This window comes from Streptomyces ambofaciens ATCC 23877 (assembly GCF_001267885.1).
In the GTDB taxonomy this organism is placed as follows: domain Bacteria; phylum Actinomycetota; class Actinomycetes; order Streptomycetales; family Streptomycetaceae; genus Streptomyces; species Streptomyces ambofaciens.
In genome coordinates this window covers 4,384,389-4,406,635 of the sequence record NZ_CP012382.1, presented here as the reverse complement: position 1 = coordinate 4,406,635, position 22,247 = coordinate 4,384,389, and the positions used below count along the sequence as shown (strand labels likewise).

Annotated in this window: 27 protein-coding genes and 1 tRNA gene; 12 read left to right on the top strand and 16 right to left on the bottom strand. The window is 72.6% G+C overall.

Going from position 1 to position 22,247, the window contains the following annotated elements; all coding sequences use genetic code 11:
* Nucleotides 1-73: 73 nt before the first annotated feature.
* Nucleotides 74-439, top strand: coding sequence for a YbjQ family protein (locus tag SAM23877_RS19670; RefSeq protein ID WP_053134836.1), 366 nt, complete (start codon nucleotides 74-76; stop codon nucleotides 437-439).
* 21 nt (nucleotides 440-460) lie between these two features.
* Here SAM23877_RS19670 and SAM23877_RS19665 read toward each other — a convergent pair whose 3' ends face one another.
* Nucleotides 461-1,222: a MerR family transcriptional regulator gene (locus SAM23877_RS19665; RefSeq protein WP_053134833.1), complete on the bottom strand. Its 762-nt coding sequence runs from the start codon at nucleotides 1,220-1,222 to the stop codon at nucleotides 461-463.
* A 99-nt stretch (nucleotides 1,223-1,321) separates the two neighbouring features.
* Between SAM23877_RS19665 and gad the strand changes: the two genes are divergently transcribed.
* A complete protein-coding gene (gene gad, locus SAM23877_RS19660; RefSeq protein ID WP_053134830.1) occupies nucleotides 1,322-2,749 on the top strand; it encodes a glutamate decarboxylase in 1,428 nt (475 codons plus the stop codon).
* Between the two features lie 6 nt (nucleotides 2,750-2,755).
* Here gad and SAM23877_RS19655 read toward each other — a convergent pair whose 3' ends face one another.
* From SAM23877_RS19655 to SAM23877_RS19630, 6 genes are all read right to left on the bottom strand, one after another.
* Nucleotides 2,756-3,484, bottom strand: coding sequence for an ABC transporter permease (locus SAM23877_RS19655; RefSeq protein WP_053142658.1), 729 nt, complete (start codon nucleotides 3,482-3,484; stop codon nucleotides 2,756-2,758).
* A 50-nt stretch (nucleotides 3,485-3,534) separates the two neighbouring features.
* Entirely contained in the window at nucleotides 3,535-4,476 is a 942-nt protein-coding gene (locus SAM23877_RS19650; protein ID WP_053134827.1) for an ATP-binding cassette domain-containing protein, read from the bottom strand.
* 76 nt (nucleotides 4,477-4,552) lie between these two features.
* Entirely contained in the window at nucleotides 4,553-5,194 is a 642-nt protein-coding gene (locus tag SAM23877_RS19645) for a PadR family transcriptional regulator (protein ID WP_053134824.1), read from the bottom strand.
* A 10-nt stretch (nucleotides 5,195-5,204) separates the two neighbouring features.
* A complete protein-coding gene (locus SAM23877_RS19640) occupies nucleotides 5,205-5,750 on the bottom strand; it encodes a DinB family protein (RefSeq protein ID WP_053134821.1) in 546 nt (181 codons plus the stop codon).
* A gap of 105 nt (nucleotides 5,751-5,855) precedes the next feature.
* Nucleotides 5,856-7,316, bottom strand: coding sequence for an aldehyde dehydrogenase family protein (locus tag SAM23877_RS19635; RefSeq protein WP_053134817.1), 1,461 nt, complete (start codon nucleotides 7,314-7,316; stop codon nucleotides 5,856-5,858).
* A 106-nt stretch (nucleotides 7,317-7,422) separates the two neighbouring features.
* Nucleotides 7,423-8,247, bottom strand: a complete 825-nt coding sequence (locus tag SAM23877_RS19630; protein WP_053142656.1) for a helix-turn-helix domain-containing protein — start codon at nucleotides 8,245-8,247, stop codon at nucleotides 7,423-7,425.
* Between the two features lie 169 nt (nucleotides 8,248-8,416).
* Between SAM23877_RS19630 and SAM23877_RS40050 the strand changes: the two genes are divergently transcribed.
* Both SAM23877_RS40050 and SAM23877_RS19625 read left to right on the top strand, forming a co-directional pair.
* The gene (locus SAM23877_RS40050; protein WP_162492082.1) at nucleotides 8,417-8,578 is read left to right on the top strand and encodes a hypothetical protein; all 162 of its coding nucleotides are present in this window, start codon (nucleotides 8,417-8,419) and stop codon (nucleotides 8,576-8,578) included.
* Between the two features lie 25 nt (nucleotides 8,579-8,603).
* Nucleotides 8,604-9,125 carry an ATP-binding protein gene (locus SAM23877_RS19625; protein WP_162492115.1) on the top strand — a complete coding sequence of 174 codons (522 nt, stop codon included), beginning with the start codon at nucleotides 8,604-8,606 and terminating at the stop codon, nucleotides 9,123-9,125.
* A gap of 125 nt (nucleotides 9,126-9,250) precedes the next feature.
* Here the strand turns inward: SAM23877_RS19625 and SAM23877_RS19620 are convergent, their stop codons facing one another.
* From SAM23877_RS19620 to rpmG, 5 genes are all read right to left on the bottom strand, one after another.
* Nucleotides 9,251-9,520 carry a DUF397 domain-containing protein gene (locus SAM23877_RS19620; protein ID WP_053134811.1) on the bottom strand — a complete coding sequence of 90 codons (270 nt, stop codon included), beginning with the start codon at nucleotides 9,518-9,520 and terminating at the stop codon, nucleotides 9,251-9,253.
* A gap of 305 nt (nucleotides 9,521-9,825) precedes the next feature.
* On the bottom strand, nucleotides 9,826-10,080 hold the full coding sequence (gene rpsR / locus SAM23877_RS19615; protein ID WP_053134808.1) for a 30S ribosomal protein S18: 255 nt from the start codon (nucleotides 10,078-10,080) through the stop codon (nucleotides 9,826-9,828).
* Nucleotides 10,081-10,084: 4 nt separating this feature from the next.
* Complete coding sequence (locus SAM23877_RS19610; RefSeq protein ID WP_053134805.1) at nucleotides 10,085-11,230, bottom strand: CobW family GTP-binding protein; 1,146 nt, start codon at nucleotides 11,228-11,230, stop codon at nucleotides 10,085-10,087.
* A complete protein-coding gene (locus SAM23877_RS19605; RefSeq protein WP_053134801.1) occupies nucleotides 11,227-11,481 on the bottom strand; it encodes a type B 50S ribosomal protein L31 in 255 nt (84 codons plus the stop codon). Before SAM23877_RS19605 ends, SAM23877_RS19610 begins: the two co-directional genes overlap by 4 nt.
* A 6-nt stretch (nucleotides 11,482-11,487) precedes the next feature.
* On the bottom strand, nucleotides 11,488-11,652 hold the full coding sequence (gene rpmG / locus SAM23877_RS19600; RefSeq protein WP_053134800.1) for a 50S ribosomal protein L33: 165 nt from the start codon (nucleotides 11,650-11,652) through the stop codon (nucleotides 11,488-11,490).
* 71 nt (nucleotides 11,653-11,723) lie between these two features.
* Here rpmG and rpmB point away from each other — a divergent pair, with 71 nt between their 5' ends.
* The 4 genes from rpmB (at nucleotide 11,724) to SAM23877_RS19575 (ending at nucleotide 13,802) form a co-directional block, all read left to right on the top strand.
* Nucleotides 11,724-11,960: a 50S ribosomal protein L28 gene (gene rpmB, locus SAM23877_RS19595; protein WP_053134797.1), complete on the top strand. Its 237-nt coding sequence runs from the start codon at nucleotides 11,724-11,726 to the stop codon at nucleotides 11,958-11,960.
* Complete coding sequence (gene rpsN / locus SAM23877_RS19590) at nucleotides 11,960-12,265, top strand: 30S ribosomal protein S14 (protein WP_053134794.1); 306 nt, start codon at nucleotides 11,960-11,962, stop codon at nucleotides 12,263-12,265. The genes rpmB and rpsN overlap by 1 nt, the downstream gene beginning before the upstream one ends.
* Before the next feature lie 356 nt (nucleotides 12,266-12,621).
* On the top strand, nucleotides 12,622-13,125 hold the full coding sequence (locus SAM23877_RS19580; protein ID WP_053134788.1) for a hypothetical protein: 504 nt from the start codon (nucleotides 12,622-12,624) through the stop codon (nucleotides 13,123-13,125).
* Nucleotides 13,126-13,154: 29 nt separating this feature from the next.
* The gene (locus SAM23877_RS19575) at nucleotides 13,155-13,802 is read left to right on the top strand and encodes a DUF4232 domain-containing protein (protein WP_079030312.1); all 648 of its coding nucleotides are present in this window, start codon (nucleotides 13,155-13,157) and stop codon (nucleotides 13,800-13,802) included.
* A gap of 198 nt (nucleotides 13,803-14,000) precedes the next feature.
* Here SAM23877_RS19575 and SAM23877_RS19570 read toward each other — a convergent pair whose 3' ends face one another.
* Complete coding sequence (locus tag SAM23877_RS19570) at nucleotides 14,001-15,140, bottom strand: DUF2786 domain-containing protein (RefSeq protein WP_053134785.1); 1,140 nt, start codon at nucleotides 15,138-15,140, stop codon at nucleotides 14,001-14,003.
* An 86-nt stretch (nucleotides 15,141-15,226) separates the two neighbouring features.
* Between SAM23877_RS19570 and SAM23877_RS19565 the strand changes: the two genes are divergently transcribed.
* From SAM23877_RS19565 to SAM23877_RS19555, 3 genes are all read left to right on the top strand, one after another.
* Nucleotides 15,227-15,859: a LysE family translocator gene (locus SAM23877_RS19565; RefSeq protein WP_053142653.1), complete on the top strand. Its 633-nt coding sequence runs from the start codon at nucleotides 15,227-15,229 to the stop codon at nucleotides 15,857-15,859.
* A gap of 70 nt (nucleotides 15,860-15,929) precedes the next feature.
* A complete protein-coding gene (locus tag SAM23877_RS19560; RefSeq protein WP_053134783.1) occupies nucleotides 15,930-16,691 on the top strand; it encodes a Clp protease N-terminal domain-containing protein in 762 nt (253 codons plus the stop codon).
* 205 nt (nucleotides 16,692-16,896) lie between these two features.
* A complete protein-coding gene (locus tag SAM23877_RS19555) occupies nucleotides 16,897-18,588 on the top strand; it encodes a bifunctional 3'-5' exonuclease/DNA polymerase (protein WP_053134780.1) in 1,692 nt (563 codons plus the stop codon).
* Nucleotides 18,589-18,621: 33 nt separating this feature from the next.
* Here SAM23877_RS19555 and SAM23877_RS19550 read toward each other — a convergent pair whose 3' ends face one another.
* Complete coding sequence (locus SAM23877_RS19550) at nucleotides 18,622-19,527, bottom strand: glycosyltransferase family 2 protein (RefSeq protein WP_053134777.1); 906 nt, start codon at nucleotides 19,525-19,527, stop codon at nucleotides 18,622-18,624.
* 163 nt (nucleotides 19,528-19,690) lie between these two features.
* On the opposite strand from SAM23877_RS19550, the gene SAM23877_RS19545 reads away from it, so the two are divergent.
* Nucleotides 19,691-20,308: a hypothetical protein gene (locus SAM23877_RS19545; RefSeq protein ID WP_053134774.1), complete on the top strand. Its 618-nt coding sequence runs from the start codon at nucleotides 19,691-19,693 to the stop codon at nucleotides 20,306-20,308.
* A 128-nt stretch (nucleotides 20,309-20,436) separates the two neighbouring features.
* Here SAM23877_RS19545 and SAM23877_RS19540 read toward each other — a convergent pair.
* Nucleotides 20,437-20,513, bottom strand: a tRNA-Thr gene (locus tag SAM23877_RS19540).
* A 103-nt stretch (nucleotides 20,514-20,616) separates the two neighbouring features.
* On the bottom strand, nucleotides 20,617-22,236 hold the full coding sequence (locus tag SAM23877_RS19535; protein WP_053134771.1) for an alpha/beta hydrolase: 1,620 nt from the start codon (nucleotides 22,234-22,236) through the stop codon (nucleotides 20,617-20,619).
* Between the last annotated feature and the right edge of the window lie 11 nt (nucleotides 22,237-22,247).

The following is a 22,247-nucleotide window of genomic DNA, read 5'->3' as shown; positions in this document are numbered from 1 at the left end:
GCAGCCGTCGGGTTCCAGGTTCCACCGGGCATCCCGGTGTGCACCGTGGCCGGGCGCGGGAAGCCTGAGAACCATGAGCATCGAAGAATACGGCGGCGGACAGGGCCCTCGGCCCGAGGTACTCGTCGTGACCACGAACGACCTGCCGGGCCACCGCGTGCAGGAGGTGCTCGGGGAGGTCTTCGGACTGACCGTGCGCTCCCGGCACCTGGGGAGCCAGATCGGCGCCGGGCTGAAGTCGATGGTCGGCGGCGAGCTGCGCGGACTCACCAAGACGCTGGTGGAGACCCGCAACGAGGCGATGGGGCGACTCGTCGAACAGGCACGCGCGCGGGGGGCCAACGCGGTGCTGGCGTTCCGCTTCGACGTGACGGCGGCCGCGGACGTGGGCACCGAGGTGTGCGCGTACGGGACGGCGGTGGTCGTGGCCCGGGAGTGAGACCCGGGCCACGACCACCGCTCAGGAGGTGTGCCGGACGGCGTTGGCGAGGATCGCGTCGCGCATGTAGACGGCGAGGCCCTGCCTGGCGGCGTCGATGTTTCGCGTGAAACGTTCGTCCGAGACGTACATCTCGCCCAGACAGGTGTGCATCTCGTACCCGCAGTCGTAGTGGTTGCGGGCGATGCCCAGCCGGTGGTCCTCGGCGACGTCCATCGCCCCCTCGGAGTCGGCGGGCTCACCCGCGTCCATCAGGGCGACGAAGCGCCGGGTGAGCTCGTCCGCCTCGTCCTGGATGCGCTGCCAGTCCTCCTTGGTGTACGAGGCCGTGCGCTGCTGCGACTGGCGGTAGGCGTCGGTGTCGCCCCAGCGCTCGCGCACCTCCTCCTGGTGTTCGTCGGGGTCGAAGTCACCGAAGACCTCGAACTTCTCCTCGGGCGTGAGGTTGATGCCCATGCTGCGTGCCTCCATGGCCTGCTCCACGGCCGCCGCCATCTTCTGCAGCTTCTCGATCCGGGCGGACAGCAGTTCGTGCTGGCGGCGCAGGTGCGCGCGCGGGTCCGCGGCCGGGTCGTCCAGCAGGGCGGCGACCTCGTCGAGCGGGAAGCCGAGCTCCCGGTAGAACAGGATCTGCTGCAACCGGTCGAGGTCGGCGTCGTTGTAACGCCGGTGGCCCGCGCGGCTGCGCTCGCTGGGTACGAGCAGGCCGATGTCGTCGTAGTGGTGCAGGGTGCGCACCGTCACCCCGGCGAAACCGGCGACCTGTCCCACGGAATAGCTCACTTCCGCTCCTTTCTCCGACGTCCTCCACGCTGCCTCCTCACGTGACGTGAGGTGCAAGCCCGCATGCGGGGCCCGGGACCCGGACCTACCGTCGATGGCATGCCCCTGCACCAGGCTCCCCCCACGTCCCACGACGACGACCGTGACCGGCGTCGGCTCGCCGTCAACCCGTTCCACGGCGCGACCAACCCGCTCGGCGGGATGACCGAGGCACCGCCGGCCCACCGGCTGCCCGACTCCCCGCTGCCCCCGGAGACGGCGTACCGGCTGGTCCACGACGAGCTGATGCTGGACGGCAACGCCCGCCTCAACCTGGCCACCTTCGTCACCACCTGGATGGAGCCGCAGGCCGGGGTGCTGATGGGCGAGTGCCGGGACAAGAACATGATCGACAAGGACGAGTACCCGCGCACCGCCGAGCTGGAGCGGCGCTGCGTGACGATGCTCGCCGACCTGTGGCACGCGCCCGACCCTTCGGCGGTGGTGGGCTGCTCGACGACCGGGTCGAGCGAGGCCTGCATGCTGGCCGGGATGGCGCTGAAACGGCGGTGGGCGCTGCGCAACGCCGACCGGTATCCGGCCAAGGACGTGCGGCCCAACCTGGTCATGGGCGTGAACGTCCAGGTCTGCTGGGAGAAGTTCTGCACCTTCTGGGAGGTCGAGGCCCGGCAGGTCCCCATGGAGGGCGACCGCTACCACCTGGACCCCCAGGCCGCCGCCGAGCTCTGCGACGAGAACACCATCGGGGTCGTCGGCATCCTCGGCTCCACCTTCGACGGGTCCTACGAACCGGTCGCCGATCTGTGCGCGGCCCTGGACGCCCTCCAGGAACGCACCGGACTCGACGTCCCGGTGCACGTCGACGGGGCCTCCGGCGCCATGGTCGCGCCCTTCCTCGACGAGGACCTGGTGTGGGACTTCCGGCTGCCGCGGGTCGCCTCGATCAACACCTCGGGGCACAAGTACGGGCTGGTCTACCCCGGAGTCGGCTGGGCGCTGTGGCGGGACGCGGAGGCGCTGCCCGAGGAGCTGGTCTTCCGGGTCAACTACCTGGGCGGCGACATGCCGACCTTCGCGTTGAACTTCTCCCGGCCCGGCGCCCAGGTGGTCGCGCAGTACTACACGTTCCTGCGGCTGGGCCGGGAGGGCTACCGCGCGGTGCAGCAGGCCTCGCGGGACATCGCACGGGGGCTCGCCGAGCGGGTGGAGGCGCTCGGCGACTTCCGGCTGCTGACGCGCGGCGACGAGCTGCCGGTGTTCGCCTTCACGACGGCCGACGACGTGACGGCGTACGACGTGTTCGACGTCTCGCGGCGGCTGCGGGAAGGCGGCTGGCTGGTGCCCGCGTACACCTTCCCGCCGCACCGCGAGGACCTGTCCGTGCTGCGCGTGGTGTGCCGCAACGGCTTCTCGGCCGACATGGCCGACCTGCTGGTGGAGGAGCTGGAGCGGCTGCTGCCGGAGCTGCGGCGGCAGCCGCACCCGCTGACCCGGGACAAGGGGGCGGCGACCGGGTTCCACCACTAGGCCCGTCTAGCGGCTGAGCCGGGCGAACCTTCGCACCGCCAGCGGGAAGAACACGGCGAGCAGGGCCAGCGGCCAGGCGAGAGCCGCCCACACGTGGCCCGCCTCCCCGCCGGGACCGCCGAACAGGTCGCGTACGGCCGTAGCGGTCTGGGACATCGGGTTCCACTGGACGACCGTGCCCAGCCAGCCCGGCATGGAGTCCGGGGAGGCGAAGGCGTTGGAGAGGAAGCCGACCGGCCAGACCAGGATCTGGACCGCCTGGACCAGCTCCGGCTTCCCGGCCACCAGGGCCAGGAAGATGCCGATCCAGAGCATCGCGAACCGGAAGAGGAGAAGCAGGCCGACGGCGCCCAGGAAGGCGGCGGGGCCGCCGTGGGTCCGCCAGCCGAGCGCGTGGCCGACCGCGACGAGCACGGTGAGCCCGAGCGTCGACTGGAGCATGTCGGCGGCCGACCGGCCCACCAGCACGGCGCCGTTGGTCATGGGCAGGGAGCGGAAGCGGTCGACGACGCCCTTGTTGAGGTCCTGGGTGACGGCGATCATCGTGCCCTCCAGGCCGAAGGCCATGGTGAGCGCCAGCATCCCGGGGACCAGGTAGTCGAGGTAGTCGCCGCTCACCCCGCGGCCGCCGCCGACGAGGTAGCCGAACATCAGCAGCAGCATGACCGGGAAGACCAGGTTGACGGCGACCGCGACGGGCTGCCGCGCCCAGCGGGCCAGCTCGCGCCGGGTCATGGTCCAGGAATCGGTCAGGGCGTACGTCGCGGGTGTCACGGTGCCCGTGCTCACGCGGTCTCCTTCGGGCGATCGGTGAGGTGCAGGAACACCTCGTCCAGGGTCGGGCGGCGCAGGACGACGTCCTCCGCCTCGATGCCGGCCTCCTCCAGTGCCCGTACGACGCCGGAGAGCGCCGCCATGCGGTCGGTGACCGGGGCGCTGACCAGCCGGCGGTCGGTGTCGACGCGGACGCCGGTGAGCGGCAGCAGGGCGACCGCGGCGCCCAGTTGTCCGGCGTCGCGCAGGACCACGTCGACGCGGTCGCCGCCGATGGCCGCCTTCAGTTCGTCCGCCGTGCCGTCGGCGACGACCCGGCCGGCGTCGACGACCGAGACGCGGTCGGCGAGCTGGTCGGCCTCCTCCAGGTACTGGGTGGTGAGCAGGACCGTCGTACCGCCGACGACCAGGGAGCGGACCGAGGCCCACACCTCGGCGCGGCCGCGCGGGTCGAGGCCCGTGGTCGGCTCGTCCAGGAAGAGCACCTGCGGTTCGGTGATCAGGGAGGCGGCGAGGTCCAGGCGGCGCCGCATGCCGCCGCTGTAGGCGCTGACCGGCTTGCGTCCGGTGTCGGCGAGGTCGAAGCGGGCGAGCAGTTCGTCGGCCCGCGCGCGGGCCCGCCGGGCGCCCAGGTGGTGGAGGCGGCCGAACATCTCCAGGTTCTGCCGGCCACCCAGCTCCTCGTCCAGCGCCGCGTGCTGCCCCAGCAGGCCGATGCGCAGCCGTACGGCGTACGCGTCGCCGACCACGTCGTGCCCGGCCACCTCGACCCGGCCGGCGTCGGGGCGCAGCAGGGTGGCGAGGATCCGGACCAGCGTCGTCTTGCCCGCGCCGTTGGGACCCAGCACCCCGTGCACCGTGCCGCGGGCGACCGTCAGGTCGAGCCCGTCCAGCGCGTGCTTGCCGCCGTACTTCTTGCGTGCCCCTTCGACGATGATCGCCGCGTCGGTCACTGGCACTCCTCGTTTAGTCAAACTTGACTACTGACCCGCGGAGCGTATGCCCGCCTCCCGGCTTAGTCAAACTTGATTAGTCGCGGTCCCCCGGATGCGGTTCCGGCGTCGCGAACGGGTTCTCCTCGCCCTCGCCGAGGACGCCGACGAACGGCTCGCCCTCACCGGCGAACGTGTACGCCCCGCCTCGGATGCGCTCGATGAGCGCGCGGGTCCACTCGGCGCCCGTGTCGGCGGAGTGCACCCACAGGTTCATGATCTCGCCGATGTGGCCGAGCTGCCCGGGGCCGTCCTCCGGGGTGTAGTACTCGGTGACGGCCCTGCGCCACTTCTGGATCGCCTGGACCCGTTCCTCCAGCAGCGTCAGCACCTCCTCGCGCGCCAGGTCCACCATCAGGCCGAGCCCGGCGGCGAGCACGTCCGGCTTCTGGTCGTAGGCGGTGAGGGACGCGCGTAGCAGGCCGAAGAACTCCTCGGTGCCCTTCTCCGTGATCTCGTACTCCGTGCGGGGCGGCCCGCCGGCGGTCGACGGGGCGATCTCGTGCGCGTGCAGCAGGCCCTGCTTGGCCATCTGCTTCAGCGCGTGGTAGATCGAGCCGGGCTTGGCGTTGGACCACTCGTGCGCGCCCCAGAACTCCAGGTCGTTGCGGACCTGGTAGCCGTGGGCCCGCCCGTGCTGGCGGACCGCGCCGAGCACCAGGAGACGGATCACTGACATACGGTCCAGGTTAGGCGGGCGCGTCCTGCTCCCTGGCCACCAGGTCCCAGGCCGAGGCGCCGTCCAGCGACTCGCGGACGATGTCGGCGTGGCCCGCGTGCCGGGCCGTCTCGCGGATCAGCGTCAGACACAGCCACCGCATGGAGACGCGCTCGTCCGGCGGGAACCAGGGGGCCTTGGGCAGCGGGAAGGTGTCGTCGAGGCTGGGCACCTCCCGGACGAAGGCCTCCGTCTCGGCGGCGACCCTCTCCCAGTACGCCAGCTGCGAGGCGACCGTCTCGTCCCCCACCAGGACGAAGCACTCGTGCCAGTTCGACTCGTCCCGCTCGACGGCCGGCGGCACCTGCCGGGCGCGGGCGACCCACCCCTGCTCGACCTCGGTGACGTGCTTGATCAGCCCGGCCAGGGACAGTTCACTGGCGCTCGGCCGGGACGACGCCTGCTCGTCGGTCAGCCCCAGCACCGACCGGCGGATGCCGCCGCGCTGCTCCGCCAGGAAGGAGAGCAGCGCTCCGCGCTCGTCGCCCTGCGCTTCGGGTCGCACGTGAGTGACCATGACCGGCCGCCTTTCGTCGGACGGGGGACTTCCCCCCGACACCGAGAAAGCTACGGGCCCTTGCGGTCAGCGTCTGTCCGCAAGGGCCCGGCACGGGAGCGGGAACTAGAACGGGAAGCCGCTCCGCCCGTGCTGCACCGAGATCCACTTCTGGGTGGTGAAGGCGTCCAGCATGGTGTCGCCGTTCAGGCGGCCGATGCCGGAGTGCTTCTCCCCGCCGAAGGGCACGATCGGCTCGTCGTGCACGGTCCCGTCGTTCACGTGGAACATGCCGGTGTCGATGCGCCTGGCGAACTCGACGCCGCGCTCGATGTCACCGGTGTGCACGGCGCCGCTCAGGCCGTACGGGGTGTCGTTGACGAGGCGGACCGCCTCCTCCTCGCCGTCGAACGTGACGAGGAAGGCGACCGGGCCGAAGACCTCCTGCCGCAGGAGCGCCGAGTCGGCGGGCACGTCGGTGAGGACCGACGGTGTGACGAGGTTGTCCGTGACGGTGCCGCGCACCAGGGCGGTGGCGCCCTCGGCGAGGGCCTGCTCGACGACACCCGTGACGGCGTCCGCCTGCGAGGAGTTGATCAGGGGCCCGATGACGGTCGACGGGTCGCGCGGGTCGCCGGCCTTGAGGGTCCTGACCTTGGCGACGAACTTCTCGGTGAACTCCTCGGCCACCGACCGGTCGACCAGGACGCGGTTCGCGGCCATGCAGACCTGGCCCTGGTGGACGTAGCGGCTGAAGACGGCGGCGTCGACGGCGTAGTCGAGGTCGGCGTCGTCGAGGACGACGAGGGCGCTGTTGCCGCCGAGTTCGAGGATGGAGCGCTTGAAGTGCGCGGCGCAGACGGTGGCGACGTGGCGGCCGACCTTGTCGGAGCCGGTGAAGGAGATCACCTTCGGGACCGGGTGCTCCAGGAAGGCGTCGCCGATCTCCGCGATGTCGGTGACCACGACGTTGAGCAGCCCGCCCGGCAGACCGGCCTCCTCGAAGAGCTTGCCCACCAGCGTGCCGCCGACGATCGGCGTGTTCTGGTGCGGCTTGAGGACGACGCCGTTGCCGAGGGCGAGGGCCGGCGCGACCGACTTCAGGGAAAGGAGGAAGGGGAAGTTGAAGGGGCTGATGACGCCCACCACGCCGACCGGCACCCGGTAGACGCGGTTCTCCTTGCCGTCGACCGGCGAGGGGATGATCCGGCCCTCGGGGCGCAGCGCCAGGTGGACCGCCTCGCGCAGGAACTCCTTGGCGAGGTGCAGCTCGAAGGCGGCCTTCAGGCGCGTGCCGCCCAGTTCGGCGATGATCGCCTCGCTGATCTCCGCCTCGCGGTCCTCGACGAGCCGCAGCACCTTCTCGAACACCGCGCGGCGCGCGTACGGGTTCGTCGCCGCCCACTGCTTCTGCGCCCGCTCGGCCGCCCGGTACGCCGTGTCGACCTCGTCGACCGTGGCTATGGTGATCGAGGCCAGCTTCTCGTTGTCGTACGGGTTGAAGTCGATGATGTCCCAGGAGCCGGTGCCCGGGCGCCACTCGCCGTCGATGTACTGCTGGGCGAGGTCGGTGAAGTACGACGACATGTGATCCCTCAATCCCCTAGCTGCCGCGGCCTCCGCGGCCTCGCAACCACCGGGGGCCGACCGCCCCTGATTGCGCGTCATCGTACTTGTGTTTCACGGGAGTTGTTCAGATGAGCTGAAGGAGTCCCCGGAGAAGGTCGCGGCTCTCGTCGGGTCCCGGGCTGTCCTGCTGGAGCTCCTTCAGCGCCGTCTCGTACTGGGTGACGTCCTCGCGCTTGTCGAGGTACAGCGCGCTGGTGAGCTGCTCCAGGTAGACGACGTCCGAGAGGTCGGACTCGGGGAAGCTGAGGATCGTGAACGCGCCACTCTCGCCGGAGTGGCCGCCGAAGCCGAACGGCATCACCTGCAGCCGCACATGGGGGCGTTCGGACACCTCGATCAGGTGCTGGAGCTGCCCGCGCATCACCCCGCGGCCACCGTAGGGACGGCGCAGCGCGGCCTCGTCGAGGACGATGTGGAACTCGGGGGCACTCTCGGAGACGAGGTGCTTCTGCCGTTCCAGGCGCAGCGCGACCCGCCGCTCGACGTCCGCCTCGCTCGCGCCCTTCATGCCGCGCCGGACGACCGCGCGGGCGTACTCCTCGGTCTGCAGCAGCCCGTGCACGAACTGCACCTCGTAGACCCGGATCAGCGAGGCGGCGCCCTCCAGGCCGACGTAGGTGGGGAACCAGCTGGGCAGTACGTCGGAGTAGCTGTGCCACCACCCCGCGACGTTGGCCTCCTTGGCCAGGGAGAGCAGGGAGGCGCGCTCGTGCTCGTCCGTGATGCCGTACAGCGTCAGCAGGTCCTCGACGTCTCTCGTCTTGAAGCTCACCCGGCCCAGCTCCATCCGGCTGATCTTCGACTCCGAGGCGCGGATCGAGTAGCCCGCCGCCTCTCGCGTGATCCCCCGCGTCTCACGCAGTCGCCTGAGTTGTGATCCGAGCAGCATGCGCCGCACCACCGATCCGGGCTCTCCCGCGCTCACGTTCGCCAGCCTCCCCAACCGTCTTCAGGGGCCGAAGTCTGCCACTAAAACACTTCGAGCAGTACTCGCCCGGTTACGGAAACGGAATCCAGCCGAACGAAAAACGCAGGATCATGCCGGGAGGGGACCGAAAGTGGACACCGACCGCGGTGAAGAGGAGGCGAAGATGACGGAAAATTTGACCAACAAGCGGTACGGGCAGGTCCATTTCGGTCACGTGCACGTGCATCTGCCCTTGCATCTGCGGTACGCATCCGAAACCATGGTCCCGCACCACCGCGCCGCATCGCTATGACCGCGAACTCCCGGGAGTGCCTCGCATGGGGACGAATGGATCGACCATGCTCGAGCCGTTACGGCAGGGCCTTCCGCCACTCGACCCCGCAGCCGTCTCCAACGCCGCCTCCTGCGCTCTGCCGCCCCGCTACGAAGCGGTGGGCGAGGCACGGAGATTCACCCGCAAGACGCTCGACGGCTGGGACACGGGCGACCGCTTCGACGACGTCTGCCTGGTGGTCTCCGAACTCGTCACCAACGCCCTGCGGCATGCGCTGCCGGCCGACACCCCGCGGCACGGGGAGCGGCACGGCCCCGTCCGGCTGCACCTGATGCGCTGGTCCGACCGGCTCGTGTGCGCGGTGCGGGACCCCAGTCACGACAGCCCGGTGGCCCGCGCGACGGACGACTTCTCGGCGGAGTCGGGCCGCGGCCTGTTCCTCGTCGACTCCTTCAGCGACAGCTGGGGCTGGCACCCGCTCGCCGGGACGCTCAACGGCAAGGTCGTATGGGCCCTGTTCCGGCTCCGGCACCCCGGCGACCGCACGGCCCGGTGCTACGAGTGACGCGTTCCGCTACGCCTTGACGTGCCGCGGTTCTACGCGCGTCGGTTCCGCGGGGGTGGGTCGCGCGTTCGCGTGGGCCGGTGCCGCGCCTGCCGGGTCGGTGCCCGGAGTCGGTCGCGCGCGGGTCAGCTCGCGACCAGGTGGTCGAACTCGCCGTCCTTGACGCCCAGCAGCATGGCCTCGATCTCGGCACGCGTGTAGACCAGCGCGGGCCCGTCGGGGAAGCGGGAGTTGCGCATGGCCACGCCACCGTCGGGCAGCCGCGCGAACTCCACACAGGAGCCCTGCGAGTTGCTGTGGCGACTCTTCTGCCAGGCCACGTCGTGCAGCAGCGTGGCGGCCATGCCGTTGTACACGCCGGACGCGTCGTCAACGTCGTACACGTCGTGGTCCACAGGTCGCTCCCCGGTGGTGCACTGGCTGATGTGGCCATTGATGCAGTGGTAACTGATCCGGATCATAACCCCGTTCACGTGCCGATGCATGAGCAAATGCACGTGCACGCGCGGTGTTCCTGCGGTTACAGCTTTGACGGGTGCTTTACCGAAAGCCCTTGCCCTCTTGGACGCCTGCCCCAGGGAAGTCGTTCCCGCGTATGCCCACGAATTCGAAGAAAATGCAACTACATGCAACAACACCGGGGGCCGCTCCCCAGGAGCGGCCCCCGGTGCGAGGTCGGCGCGCGGCCTCCGGGGCGGGGTCAGCGCGTGGCGTGGGGCAGCAGGGCCATCTCGCGTGCGTTCTTGATCGCCCTGGCCAGCTGCCGCTGCTGCTGGGACGTCACGCGGGTGGCGCGCCGACCGCGGATCCTGCCGCGGTCGGAGACGAACTGCCGCAGCAGATCGGTGTCCTTGTAGTCGATGTACGTCACTCCGGCCCGGTCCAGCGGATCGGACCGCCGGCCGACGGGCTTCCGGTCGCTGTTGCGGGGCGTTCGGTCGCTGTTGCGGGGCATGGGGTCAGACCTCCAGGAGGTTGTCGAAGGCGGACGGCAGGCGCCGCCAGGCGGCCTGGCCGGCGGCGTACTCGGCGTCGGTCAGCAGACAGCTCTCCAGGAGCCGTTCCAGGCCGTCGCGGTCGAGGCCGGGGGACGTGAAGACCAGGTGCTGGCAGCGGTCGCCGTGCTCGGGGTGCCAGTCGATCGCGGCGGCCGCGCGGCGCACGGGCGGGACCAGCTCCCAGGCGGCGTCAGGGAGCGACGCGAGCCAGGGTCCCGCGCCCTCCACGCACAGGGCACCGCCGGCGGCGTCCCAGTGCAGCAGCGTGTCCGCCCTGTCGGCGAGCCAGAACCGGCCCCGGCTGCGGGCGGCGGCACAGGTCAGGTCCTCCAGCGCCGCGTACAGGCGTTCCGGGTGGAAGGGGCGGCGGCGGTGCCACACGAGGGTGGTGACACCGTGCGCGTCGGCCTCGGCGGGCAACAGGGCGCAGGCCGGGTGCTGGGCGGCTGCCGCGGCCTCCACGTCGAAGCCGGCGAGCGCCGCGCGGGCCAGCGCGGAGGAGGGGGACCCGAGGGGTACCCGGCGGGCCGTCGGGTGCAGCTGGGCCAGCAGTTCGAGGTCCTCGTCGTCGGCCTCCGGGGAGTCGGCGAGGGCCAGGACGGGGGCGTACTCCAGCTGCCGCGCGAAGGTGTCGGCGACGGTGCGCCGGTCGGTGGCCGCGGCGGCGAGGCCGCCCTCGGCGAGGTCGTCGCCGTTGCCCAGGTACGGCAGCACCAGGGCCGGGTCGACGGCGGTGATCACGCCGGTGACGGTGAAGCCGCCGGCCGTCACCACCTCCGCCATCGCCTTGGGCTCGACGGAGTCCCACAGCTCGACGACCGCCAGCGGGGTGCCTCCGGCGTCCGCGAGTCGCTCCAGCTCGGGGACGAGGTCCTCGCGCAGCGCGCAGCAGGCGCAGTCGTCGACCAGGGTCGTCTCGCCGGCGGAGAGGACGCCGGTGGCGTCCCGCAGGGTCCGTACGACCGTTCCCGCGGCGGCCGTCGCCAGGTCGTGGTGGAGGACGACGCTGCCGGGCACGTCGGCCAGCAGCCGAGCCACGGCCGCCCTGCGGGCGTCGGCGTGCAGACCGCCGACGACGACCACCGGCAGCCGCACCGCCGGGCTCATGCCCCGCCCCGCTTCCCGAACCGCCGCTCGAAGCGCTCCACCCGGCCGGCGGTGTCCAGGACGCGTGCGGTGCCGGTGTGGAAGGGGTGGCTGACGTCGGAGATCTCGACGTCGACCACGGGGTAGGTGTGGCCGTCCTCCCACTCCACGGTGCGCTCGCCGGTCATGGTCGACCGGGTGAGGAAGGCGTGTCCGGCGGCGCGGTCGCGGAAGACGACCGGACGGTACTCGGGGTGGATTCCCTTGCGCACGGCGGATCAGCGCTCCTCTCGGAAGTCGACGTGGCGACCGGCGACCGGGTCGTACTTGTGCAGGGTCAGCCGGTCCGGGTCGTTGCGGCGGTTCTTGCGGGTGACGTAGGTGAAACCGGTCCCGGCGGTGGACCGGAGTCTGATGACCGGGCGGAGTTCGTTGCGTGCCATGCTGATACCTTACTGAAAATGAATTCCATTAACAGCTAGGACCGTCCGGTCCGAAGGAGAGGTACGTCACCGTGTCCGCCCACTGCATGCTGACCGGCACCCGGCCGGGTTTCGGCAACCGCATCTCCCACTCCCACCGGCGGACCTCCCGCCGTTTCGACCCCAACATCCAGACGAAGCGCTACTGGCTGCCGAGCGAGAGCCGGCACGTACGGCTGCGGCTGAGCACGAAGGCGATCAGGACCGTCGACGCGATCGGCGTCGAGGCGGCCGTGGCGCGCATCCGCGCGCGGGGGGTGAGGGTCTGATGGCGAAGAAGAGCAAGATCGCGAAGAACCGGCGGCGCCAGGAGACCGTCGAGCGGTACGCCGCGCGCCGGGCCGAGCTGAAGGAGATCGTCCGCCGGCCGTCCACCACGGAGGCCGAACGGTTCGCCGCCCAGCGGGAACTGCGCCGGCAGCCCCGCGACGCCGCCCGCACGCGCGTGCGCAACCGCGACCAGATCGACGGGCGCCCGCGCGGGTACTTCCGCGCCTTCGGGCTGTCCCGGGTGAACCTGCGCGAGCAGGCACACGCCGGACATCTCCCGGGAGTGCGCAAGTCGTCCTGGTAGCTTGCGGCTGTCTTGGGCCGAACCGGCCGTCCGGCTACAGCTTGGAGCTTCCGGTGACACTGGCGACTGCGACCACGGAGAGCACGGCGAAGGCGAGGAACGCGTCCCCCGCGGCGGGTACGGGTGGGCGTCCATCGGGCGGGCTCGTGCCGGGCGGTACCGGTGCGACGGACGACGTGACGGGTTCGGTCACCGGCCGACGCGGTACGGACGGCGTGACGGGTTCGGTCACCGGCCGACGCGGTCCGGACGGTCGGGGCACAGCGGCCGGTACGCCGGATGCAGGTGGGCAGGACCGGTCGGCCGGCACGCCCGGTGCGCATGGGCGGGGACGAGGGGTGCGGAGGCGGCGGTCCGTGCGGGCCGCGGTCGCGGTCGTCGGCCTGGTGGGCGCGCTGGCGCTCACCGCGTGCACCGACGGCGGCGACGGTGACGGCGGCTCGGCCACCGGCGGCTCGGGAGGCGGCGACAAGTCCTCTTCCGCACCCAGCGACGCCGCCACCGCGGACACGGGCGGCGGCACCGGCGGGTCGCCGTCCGCCGCCGGTGAGCTGGAGGGCAGCTGGCTCGCCACCACCGACGGCCAGGCGGTCGCGCTGATGGTCACCGGTGACAAGGCCGCCCTCTTCGCCACCGGCGGAACCGTGTGCAGCGGCACCGCCGGTGAGGACGCCGGGACCCGCACGATCCGCCTGAAGTGCACGTCCGGCGGCGACGACCGGGCGACCGGTACGGTCCAGTCGGTCGACGGGAGCTCGCTCACGGTGGCCTGGCAGGGCGGGGTCGGCGAGGAGACGTACACCCGGTCCGAGGGCGGATCACTGCCTCCCGGCCTGCCGACGGCCGGTCTCGGCTCCTGAAACCACCACCCCACGAAGGAACGTCACCCGTGCGCACCACCCAGTTCGTCGAGTCCACCGAGTCCACCGGGCCCGCCGCGTCCGCCGGGTCCGTCAGGCCCGCACAGCCCACCACCGCCGCCGCCGTCGTCCTGGCCGCGGCGCTCCTCCTGAGCGCCTGCGGCGACGGCGGGAGCGGTGGTGACGGCAGTGGCGGCGGTACCGACGACCGCGGCGACGCCGCCTGCCGCGTCGCCGAGGTGGGTGTGGGGGTCGAACCGAGCCCCGCCCCGGCCGCGGGGGACACGGGCACCGTCTCGGTGACCCTCACCAACCGCGGCCCGTCATGCGTCCTCCACGGCTTCCCCACCGTGACGCTGAACGCGGGTGACGCCTCGGTCCGGGTCCCGCGGGAGGAGGCGGCCACGCCCCAGCGGCTGACCCTCGGCAAGCAGGACACGGCGTCCTTCACGGTCGCCTACGTACGGGGAGGGGACGACGGCACCGGCGAACCCGGCGACGCGGACGGCACCAGCGGCACCGACGCCACCGGCGGCCTCACCGTGCGCTCGGTGGAGTTCGCCCTGCCGGACGACGCCTCCACCCACCGCTTCCCCTGGTCGTACGGCACCGTGGCGACGAAGGGCGAGGGCCGGCCGGACGCCACGGTGGGGGCGTTCCAACGCGCCGGCGACTGAGGAGGGCCGCTCCCGCCTCCCCGGCGACGACATGGCGGTCCGACGCACGAGACGGGCCTGGACCCGGACCCGGCGCACGAGACGGGGCGGGGGCCCGGCGCACGAGACGTGGCGGGGGCCCGGACCCGGCGCACGAGACGTGGCGGGGGCCCGGACCCGGCGCACGAGAGGTGGCGGGGGCCCGGCGCACGGCGACGCCTACGACAGCGGACGTCGGCGGTCGACCCGGGCGTGGTCGGCCGCGCGGGTGCCCTCCGTCCAGCCGGCCGCGTCGGCGGCACCGCGCAGACGGGTCGTGGTCGTCTCCGGGAACATGCGCTCCAGACGGTCGGTGACCGCGACCTCGCGGGAGGCGAGGACCGGCAGGAGGTCCACGTCCGTCGCCGTGCCGGTCTCGGCGGCGACCGTCTCCGCGGCGGCCCGGAGCCGGGAGCCCGCGCGGTGGGCGTAGGCGGCCAGGAACGACTGCCGGAAGGTCTTGGTCCGTTTGCGTCCGCCGGCCCGCTGGGCGGCCTCCGCCTTCGCCATCGCGCCCTCGGCCTGCACCAGCAGCGAGGTGTAGAGGAGTTCGACCACCTCCAGGTCGGCCTCGAAGCCGACGACGGTGGAGAAGCCCAGGGGTTCGTTCCACACCGCCCGGCAGTGGTTGGCGTCGGCCACCGCGTCCAGCAGCACCGCCTTGGCCTGCTCGTACGGCGGCTCCACCCCGATCCGGCAGGCGCCCGGCGCGTCGGGTGAGGGCGCGTGGGCCGACAGCAGCGCCTCGTCGATGCTGTGCCGGGCCATCAGCTCCTGCGCCTTGGCGCTGAGCGCCTCGGCCTCCTCCGGGTAACCGGTCGCCTCCGCCTTGGCGAGCAGTGCGCGGATGCGGGCGAGGGCCCGGGACTCCGGCCGGTGCTCCCGGCGGGGCGCCTCCCCCGGCAGCCCCGCCTCCAGCGGCTCCAGCGCGGGCAGGCGCAGCAGCAGGCGGTACAGCTCCAGGACGGCGGTGGCGTGCGAGAAGCGGTCGGTGCGGGGCGGCCCCTGCTCCGGTACGCCGGCCAGCTGCGCGGCCCATCGGGGGCCTCGTGAGCGGTCGTGCGGCGCCTGGGCGCGGATCAGCGCGGCGACCAGCCGTACGTGCACGTCCTCCAGTTCGCGCCGCACGATCCGCACGAGGTCGGCGGGCTGCCAGCCGCGCCGCCAGGCCGTCGCCACGAACTCCTCACCGCGGCGGCCCAGTTCCGGGTCCGCTCCCGGGTCCGCCGCGAGCAGCGAGGCGGCGGTGTCGAGGGTGTCGGCGTCGTCGTCGTACAGGGCGGTCTCGAAGGCACGGTCGACGGTGCTGGGCGTACTCACCCGGCGATGGTGCCACGGCTCCCGGCTCCGTCTCACTCCGTGGAATTCGACGGAGACCGCGCCACTCGGTGCCGACCATGGCGCGCATGGTGGACATGACTCTCTACACGGCGTTCCTCGTCGCCGCTCTCGCGCTGTGCGTATCCCCGGGCCCCGACATGATGTTCATCGTGGCGGTGGGCGGCCGGGGCGGACCGAGGGCGGGCGTGATGGCCGCGTTCGGGGTGGCCTGCGCGATGCTGGTGCACGCCGTCGCCGCCGCGCTCGGGCTGTCGGCCCTCTTCACGACGCTGCCCACGCTGTACCACGTGCTGCGCTGGGCGGGTGCGGCCTATCTGCTGTACCTGGCGGTGAAGGCCTTCCGGGACCGGTCGGTGCCGGGCGAGGAGGACCCGGCGCTCCGGGGCACGGGCATGCGGCGGGCCTTCTGGCAGGGCGCGATCACCAACCTGCTCAACCCCAAGGTGATCCTCTTCAACGTGGCGTTCCTGCCGCAGTTCGCCGACCCCTCGCTCGGACACGTCCCCGGTCAGCTGCTGCTGCTCGGCGGCACCCTCGTGGTGATGGGCTTCCTGTGGGACGGCTTCGTCGGGCTCCTGTCGGGGCGACTGGCGGGCCTCCTCAGGCGCAACGCCCAGGTGAACCGCTGGCTCAACATCGTCTCCGGGACGGTGTTCACGGGGCTGGCGGTGCGGTTGGTGGTGGCGTCACCGAAGTAGCCCGCGAACGCTCGGCAACCACTGTCAACCGCGGGTTGACGCCCTCAGATAGGCAACCTACGGTTGACACATGGCGACGAATCCGAGCATCACGTCATCCGTACGTCTCGACGAACTCATCACCGCGATCAAGAAGGCGCACGCGGAGCCCTTGGAACAGCTCCAGGACGCCGTCATCGCCGGAGACCACCTCGGCGAGGTGGCCGATCACCTCATCGGCCACTTCGTGGACCAGGCCCGGCGGTCGGGCGCGTCCTGGACGGAGATCGGCAAGAGCATGGGCGTGACCCGGCAGGCGGCGCAGAAGCGCTTCGTGCCGAAGGAGTCCGCCGACCTGGACCCGAGCCAGGGCTTCAACCGCTACACGCCCCGCGCGCGCAACGTGGTCATGGCCGCCCACACCGCGGCCAAGACCGCCGGCGCCACCGAGGGCGTGCCCGAGCATCTCGTCCTCGGCCTGGTCACCGAGCGGGAGAGCCTCTCCGCCAAGGCGATCGGCGCACAGGGCGTGACCCTCGACGCGGTACGCGAGGCCGCGTCCGCGGCGCTCCCGCCCGCCGCCGCGGAGCCCCCGGAGCTGGTGCCGTACGGTCCCGCGGCCAAGAAGGTCCTCGAACTCACCTTCCGTGAGGCCCTGCGGCTCGGCCACAACTACATCGGCACCGAGCACATCCTGCTCGCCCTGCTGGAGCACGAGCACGGCGAGGGCGTGCTCAGCGGACTCGGCCTCGACAAGGAGGCGACCGAGCGCTACGTCACCGAGGTACTGGCGGAGTTCCTGACCGTGACCGAGGAGCAGGACCCGCAGGATTCCGGGGCGGAACAGGGCTGACGGACCGGCCATGGCACGCGGGGACGGCCCTGACGGACCGGCCACGGCAGGCGGGACGGCCACGGACGTACCCGCCACGGCACGCCGGGACGGATCACTGACGCGCCGGTCACCGTACGGGTGGGGGCGGGGGCGCCGGTGGGCGCGGGGGCGCCGGTGACGGCGAGCGGGGTCGGTTGTCAGTCCCTCCTGCGAGACTCGCGACATGGCCGACCGGTGGGCGCTCGCCGTGGCCGAGGACGGTGGCGTGGACGTCGCCCCCCTCGGCCCCGACGGGCTGCCCGCCGGACCGGTGCGGCGCGAGCCCGGCCCGGCGCAGGCCGTCCGGGCCCGGCCGGACGTCGCACGCTGGGTGTGGCGTTCCACCGCCGAGGTCTACCCGCACCTGCTCGCCGCGGGGGTGCGGGCGGAGCGGTGCTACGACGTGGAGGCCGCCGAGAACCTCCTCCTCGGCCACGAGGGGCGGTACGGGGAGCCGCGCTCGGCCGCGGCGGCCCTGGCCCGGCTGCGCGGCGGCCCGGTACCGCCCGATCCGCCGCAGCGGTCCGCCGAGCCGGGCGCCCAGTCCCCGCTCTTCGAACCGCAGGGCGTCCACCTCCCCCTCGACGACCTGCTCGCGGTCTACGCCGAGCAACGGCACCGCCACGACCGGTCCGCGCACCCCGACCGGCTGCGGCTGCTGACCGCGGCCGAGTCGGCGGGGATGCTGGTGGCCGCCGAGATGAACCGCGCCGGGCTGCCCTGGCGGACCGACGTGCACCGCGAGGTACTGCACGACCTCCTCGGCGAGCGGTACGCGGGCGGGGGTGAACCGCGCCGCCTGGCAGAGCTGGCCGACGAGGTGTCCGCGGCGTTCGGGCGCCGGGTTCGGCCGGACCTCCCCGCGGACGTCGTCAAGGCCTTCGCCCAGGCCGGGATCAAGGTCGGTTCCACCCGCCGGTGGGAGATCGAGTCGGTCGACCATCCGGCCGTGAAGCCCCTGATCGAGTACAAGAAGCTCTACCGCATCTGGGTCGCCCACGGCTGGTCCTGGTTGCAGGACTGGGTGCGCGACGGGCGGTTCCGCCCCGAGTTCCTGGCCGGCGGCACCGTCACCGGCCGCTGGGTGACCAACGGCGGCGGCGGTCTGCAGATCCCCAAGGTGATCCGGCGGGCCGTCGTGGCCGACCCGGGCTGGCGGCTGGTCGTCGCCGACGCCGACCAGATGGAACCGCGCGTACTGGCGGCGATCTCCCGCGACCCCGGGCTGATGGAGGTGGCGGGCCGGGAGACCGACCTCTACCAGTCGGTGTCCGACCGCGCCTTCTCCGGCGACCGCGACCAGGCCAAACTCGCCGTGCTCGGCGCGGTCTACGGCCAGACCTCGGGCGACGGCCTGAAGAACCTCGCCGCGCTCAGACGCCGCTTCCCCCGGGCGGTGGCGTACGTCGACGACGCGGCCCGAGCGGGCGAGGAGGGACGCCTCGTACGGACCTGGCTGGGTCGCACCTGCCCGCCGGCGGCCGGAGCGGCCGACGGCACCGAGGAGGCGGGCATGCCGCAGGACGACCCCTCCGACACCCCGGGCCACGCGCAGGAGTGGGTGCCCGGCTACGCCTCGACGAACGCCCGCGCGCGGGGCCGCTTCGCCCGCAACTTCGTCGTCCAGGGCAGCGCCGCCGACTGGGCCCTCCTGCTGCTCGCCGCGCTGCGGCAGGCCTGCGCGGACATGGCGGCGGAGCTGGTCTTCTTCCAGCACGACGAGGTGATCGTGCACTGTCCGCGGGAGGAGGCCGACGCCGTCGTCGCGGCGATCCGGGACGCGGCGGAGCTGGCGGGCCGCCTGACGTTCGGCCGGACGCCGGTGCGGTTCCCGTTCACCACGGCGGTGGTGGAGTGCTACGCGGACGCGAAGTGACCCGGGCCGTACGGCCCGCCTCCGTCCGCCCGTTCAGACGACGGGCGGACGCCCCAGCCGGGTGAGCCGCACCACGGTGCGCCAGCGCATCGGCCGTCTCTCCCCCGCCGGCCTGCGCAGCCCCTCCACGAACCCGCCGAACCACGCCCGCAGCCCACCGAGCGACCGGTTCCGCGCCAGCGTCAGCAGCATCCACACGCCGAGGTGGACGGGGATGAGCGGCAACGGCAGCCGACGCCGGGCGAGCCACACCCTGTTGCGGGCGTTGACCCGGAAGTAGATGGCGTGCCGCGCGGGTGAGGTCTTCGGGTGCTGGAGCAGCAGTTCGGGGGCGTACAGGATCCGCCAGCCGGCGTCGGCCGCCCGCCAGGCCAGGTCGGTCTCCTCGTGCGCGAAGAAGAACTCGGCGGGCCAGTCCCCGACCTGGTCGAGCATCGCCATCCGCAGCGCGTGCCCGCCGCCGAGGAAGCCGGTGACGTACCCGCCCCGCATGGGGTCACCGGCGCCGACCCGGGGGACGTGCCGCTGCTGGGTCTCACCGTTCTCGTCGGCGATCCGGAAGCCGACGATGCCGAGCCGGTCGTCGGCGGCGAACAGCTCCCCCACCCGGCGCAGCACATCGGCGTCGACGAGCAGTCCGTCGTCGTCCAGCTCCACGACCACGTCGATGTCACCGAACTCCCGCAGCCGCGCGAGCGCCACGTTGCGCCCGCCGGGACAGCCGAGGTTCTCGTCCACCTCGATCGCGGTGACCTCCCCGGGCAGCGACAGCCGCGCGGCGAACTCGGGCAGCGGGCAGCCGTTGCCGACGACGACGATCCGCGCGGGCGGGGCGTCCTGCTCGGCCACGGACTCCAGCAGGGCGTCGACCTCCGCGGGCCGGTTCCCCATGGTCACCACCGCGACGGCGACCCTCGGTGCACCCGTGTACTCGCCCATGCCCTCACCTCGTCCCGGCCGACCGACGTGTGCGCGATGCTAGCCGTTCACGACGCGGATCCACGGCGTACGCCCGCCGGGGCCCCGGTGGTTCGCCGCACTGGCCGTGTCCGGAGCGGTGGGCGGCCGCCGTGGATGCCGGCCGGTCCGAGGGGTAGGAGAGATGTTCCGGCGGGACGGACCACAGGGGGTGGTGGGGGTGGCGGGCGCGACGGAGAACGGACCTCGGAGCAGTCACCGGCACGGGACGGCCGCGCGCACGACGGCCCTGCTCCTCCTGACGGCGGGCGTGGGCTTCGCCCTCGGCGCCCTGACCGCCGACGGCGAGCGCCGGTGGTGGTCCGGGACCGTCGTCGCGGCGATCGCGTCCGTCGTCGCGGCGGTCACCCTCGCCGCGGTGTGGCGACGGGAGACCCGCCGGGCGCGGCGCTTCGGCCTGAGCACCGGTCAGCTCTTCCACCTCGCCCGAGACGTACGCCGTGGGACACCGCCCACCGACCCCGCCGCACGGCCGGCGGTACTGGAGCTCCTCGGACGGCAGCGCCGGGCACTGGGCTTCCAGCGGCACAAGGGGTACCGCCGAGCGCGGACGTGCCTGATCATCCTGTTCTCGCTGCTGGCGGTCGTCCAGCTCACGTCCGGCTCGTACGGTTCCGGTGCCCTGACGCTGCTCTGGGCCCTGTTCTTCCTCCTGGGCCCGCTCACGCTCCGCCGGCAGGAGCGCCGGCTCGACGCGGCGGAGCGGTCGCTCGGCCTCCCCGCCCAGTCACCACCGGACTGACCGCCACGCCCGTCGCCCCGCCGACCCGCAATCCCAGGGCCACGCGCGCCCTGTCCCCGGACACGAGAAAACCCCGGGCCCGGACAAGAAAAAACCCCGGGCCAGCAGAGAACTGGCCCGGGGTTTGATGGAGCCGCCTTCGGGATTCGAACCCGAGACCTACGCATTACGAGTGCGTTGCTCTGGCCATCTGAGCTAAGGCGGCGCGCTGTGCACCATGGTGCGATCAGCAACGTCGGTAAGTCTACACAGTTTCCGCGGGTGCTTCGTACCCGCCCCGGAGGCCCGGGCTCCGGGGCGGGCGGGGGTCACGAGCAGCGCTGTCCGTCCTTGGGCGGGGTGCCGCGCAGGAGGTAGGTGTTGATCGCGGAGTCGATGCAGGTGCTGCCGCGGCCGTAGGCGGTGTGGCCGTCGCCCTCGTAGGTGAGGAGGCGGCCGGAGGAGAGCTGATCGGCCAGGGCCTCGGCCCACCGGTAGGGCGTGGCCGGGTCGCGGGTGGTGCCGACCACGACGATCGGGGTGGCGCCGGCGGCCTCGATGCGGTGCGGCTCGCCCGTGGGCTGCACCGGCCAGTACGCGCAGTTCAGGGAGGACCAGGCGAGGCCCTCGCCGAAGACCGGGGACGCCTTCTCGAAGTCGGGCAGGGCCGCGCGCACCTCGTCCGGGGACGAGAAGGCCGCGGGGAGGTCCAGGCAGTTCACGCTGGCGTTGGCGAACATCAGGTTGCTGTAGCTGCCGTCGGCTTCGCGTTCGTAGTAGCTGTCGGCCAGGACCATGAGGCCGGCGCCGTCGTTCTCCTTCATCGCCGAGGTCAGCGACTCGCGCAGCTGCTGCCAGGCGCCCTCGTCGTACATCGCCGCGATCACGCCGGTGGTGGCCAGGGACTCGGTGAGCCTGCGGCCGTCGGCGTCTCCGGCCGGGACCGGCTCGGCGTCCAGGTCCTCGAAGAAGGCCTTCAGGTTCTTGCCCACCTGGGCGGGGGTGGCGCCCTTGCCGCCGAGGGGGCAGTCCGGCTGCGTCACGCAGTCCTTCGCGAAGGACTGGAAGGCCGTCTCGAAGCCCTCCGTCTGCTCCAGGTTCAGCCGGCGCGCGGGCAGCGACGGGTCCATCGCGCCGTCCAGGACGAGGCGGCCCGCCCGGTCGGGGAAGAGGCCGGCGTACGTCGCCCCGAGGAACGTGCCGTACGAGGCGCCGACGTAGGTCAGCTTCTCGTCGCCGAGCACCGCCCGCAGGACGTCCATGTCGCGGGCGGCCTCGACCGTCGAGACATGGCGCAGCAGTTTCGGCGCGTCCGCTCCGCAGCCCTCGGCGAACTCCTTGTAGGCGTCGACCAGCCCGTCCGTCTCCGCCTGGTCGTCGGGGGTGACGTCCGTCTGCGTGTACGCGTCCATCTCTCGGCCGTCGAGGCACTCGACAGGTTCACTGCGGGCCACGCCCCGTGGGTCGACCGCCACCATGTCGTACCGTGCGCGGACCTTCGCCGGGTAGCCGATGCCCGCGTACTGCTGGAGGTAGCCGATCGCCGAGCCGCCCGGTCCGCCCGGGTTCACCAGCAGGGACCCGAGCCGTTCGCCCGGGCCGGTGGCCTTCTTGCGGGACACCGCGAGCCGGACGTCCCCCTGGGCCGGCTTCGCGTAGTCGAGCGGGGCCTTCATGGTGGCGCACTGGAAGCCCGGGACACCGCAGTCGCGCCAGTTCAGCTTCTGCTCGTAGTACGGCGCCAGCGCGGAGGGCGTGGGCCGGGGCAGTGCCGCCAGCACCGCTTTCGCCGCCTCCGTCGATCCGGCGGCCTCCGCCGCCGACGAACCGGCGGAGGTCGACGCGCTCCCGGCCGAGCAGGCGGTGGCGAGCAGTGCCGCGGCCAGGAACGTGGCTCCGGTGCGAGTCCTGCCGGTGCGGGTCCTGCGGTGAGTGCGCCTGGTGTGCATTCAGCGAGCGT

Excerpts from the sequence above, each read along its gene's own strand:
- SAM23877_RS19545 (WP_053134774.1), top strand. The coding sequence starts at position 19,691 with ATGTTCCGGCGGGACGGACCACAGGGGGTGGTGGGGGTGGCGGGCGCG.
- SAM23877_RS19670 (WP_053134836.1), top strand. The coding sequence starts at position 74 with ATGAGCATCGAAGAATACGGCGGCGGACAGGGCCCTCGGCCCGAGGTA.
- SAM23877_RS19635 (WP_053134817.1), bottom strand. The coding sequence starts at position 7,316 with ATGTCGTCGTACTTCACCGACCTCGCCCAGCAGTACATCGACGGCGAG.
- SAM23877_RS19535 (WP_053134771.1), bottom strand. The coding sequence starts at position 22,236 with ATGCACACCAGGCGCACTCACCGCAGGACCCGCACCGGCAGGACTCGC.
- SAM23877_RS19610 (WP_053134805.1), bottom strand. The coding sequence starts at position 11,230 with ATGAGCCCGGCGGTGCGGCTGCCGGTGGTCGTCGTCGGCGGTCTGCAC.
- rpsR (WP_053134808.1), bottom strand. The coding sequence starts at position 10,080 with ATGCCCCGCAACAGCGACCGAACGCCCCGCAACAGCGACCGGAAGCCC.
- SAM23877_RS19560 (WP_053134783.1), top strand. The coding sequence starts at position 15,930 with ATGGCGACGAATCCGAGCATCACGTCATCCGTACGTCTCGACGAACTC.
- SAM23877_RS19555 (WP_053134780.1), top strand. The coding sequence starts at position 16,897 with ATGGCCGACCGGTGGGCGCTCGCCGTGGCCGAGGACGGTGGCGTGGAC.
- rpsN (WP_053134794.1), top strand. The coding sequence starts at position 11,960 with ATGGCGAAGAAGAGCAAGATCGCGAAGAACCGGCGGCGCCAGGAGACC.
- rpmG (WP_053134800.1), bottom strand. The coding sequence starts at position 11,652 with ATGGCACGCAACGAACTCCGCCCGGTCATCAGACTCCGGTCCACCGCC.
- SAM23877_RS19655 (WP_053142658.1), bottom strand. The coding sequence starts at position 3,484 with ATGACCCGGCGCGAGCTGGCCCGCTGGGCGCGGCAGCCCGTCGCGGTC.
- SAM23877_RS19565 (WP_053142653.1), top strand. The coding sequence starts at position 15,227 with ATGGTGGACATGACTCTCTACACGGCGTTCCTCGTCGCCGCTCTCGCG.
- gad (WP_053134830.1), top strand. The coding sequence starts at position 1,322 with ATGCCCCTGCACCAGGCTCCCCCCACGTCCCACGACGACGACCGTGAC.
- SAM23877_RS19640 (WP_053134821.1), bottom strand. The coding sequence starts at position 5,750 with ATGGTCACTCACGTGCGACCCGAAGCGCAGGGCGACGAGCGCGGAGCG.
- SAM23877_RS19550 (WP_053134777.1), bottom strand. The coding sequence starts at position 19,527 with ATGGGCGAGTACACGGGTGCACCGAGGGTCGCCGTCGCGGTGGTGACC.
- SAM23877_RS19625 (WP_162492115.1), top strand. The coding sequence starts at position 8,604 with ATGGGGACGAATGGATCGACCATGCTCGAGCCGTTACGGCAGGGCCTT.
- SAM23877_RS19630 (WP_053142656.1), bottom strand. The coding sequence starts at position 8,247 with ATGCTGCTCGGATCACAACTCAGGCGACTGCGTGAGACGCGGGGGATC.
- SAM23877_RS19645 (WP_053134824.1), bottom strand. The coding sequence starts at position 5,194 with ATGTCAGTGATCCGTCTCCTGGTGCTCGGCGCGGTCCGCCAGCACGGG.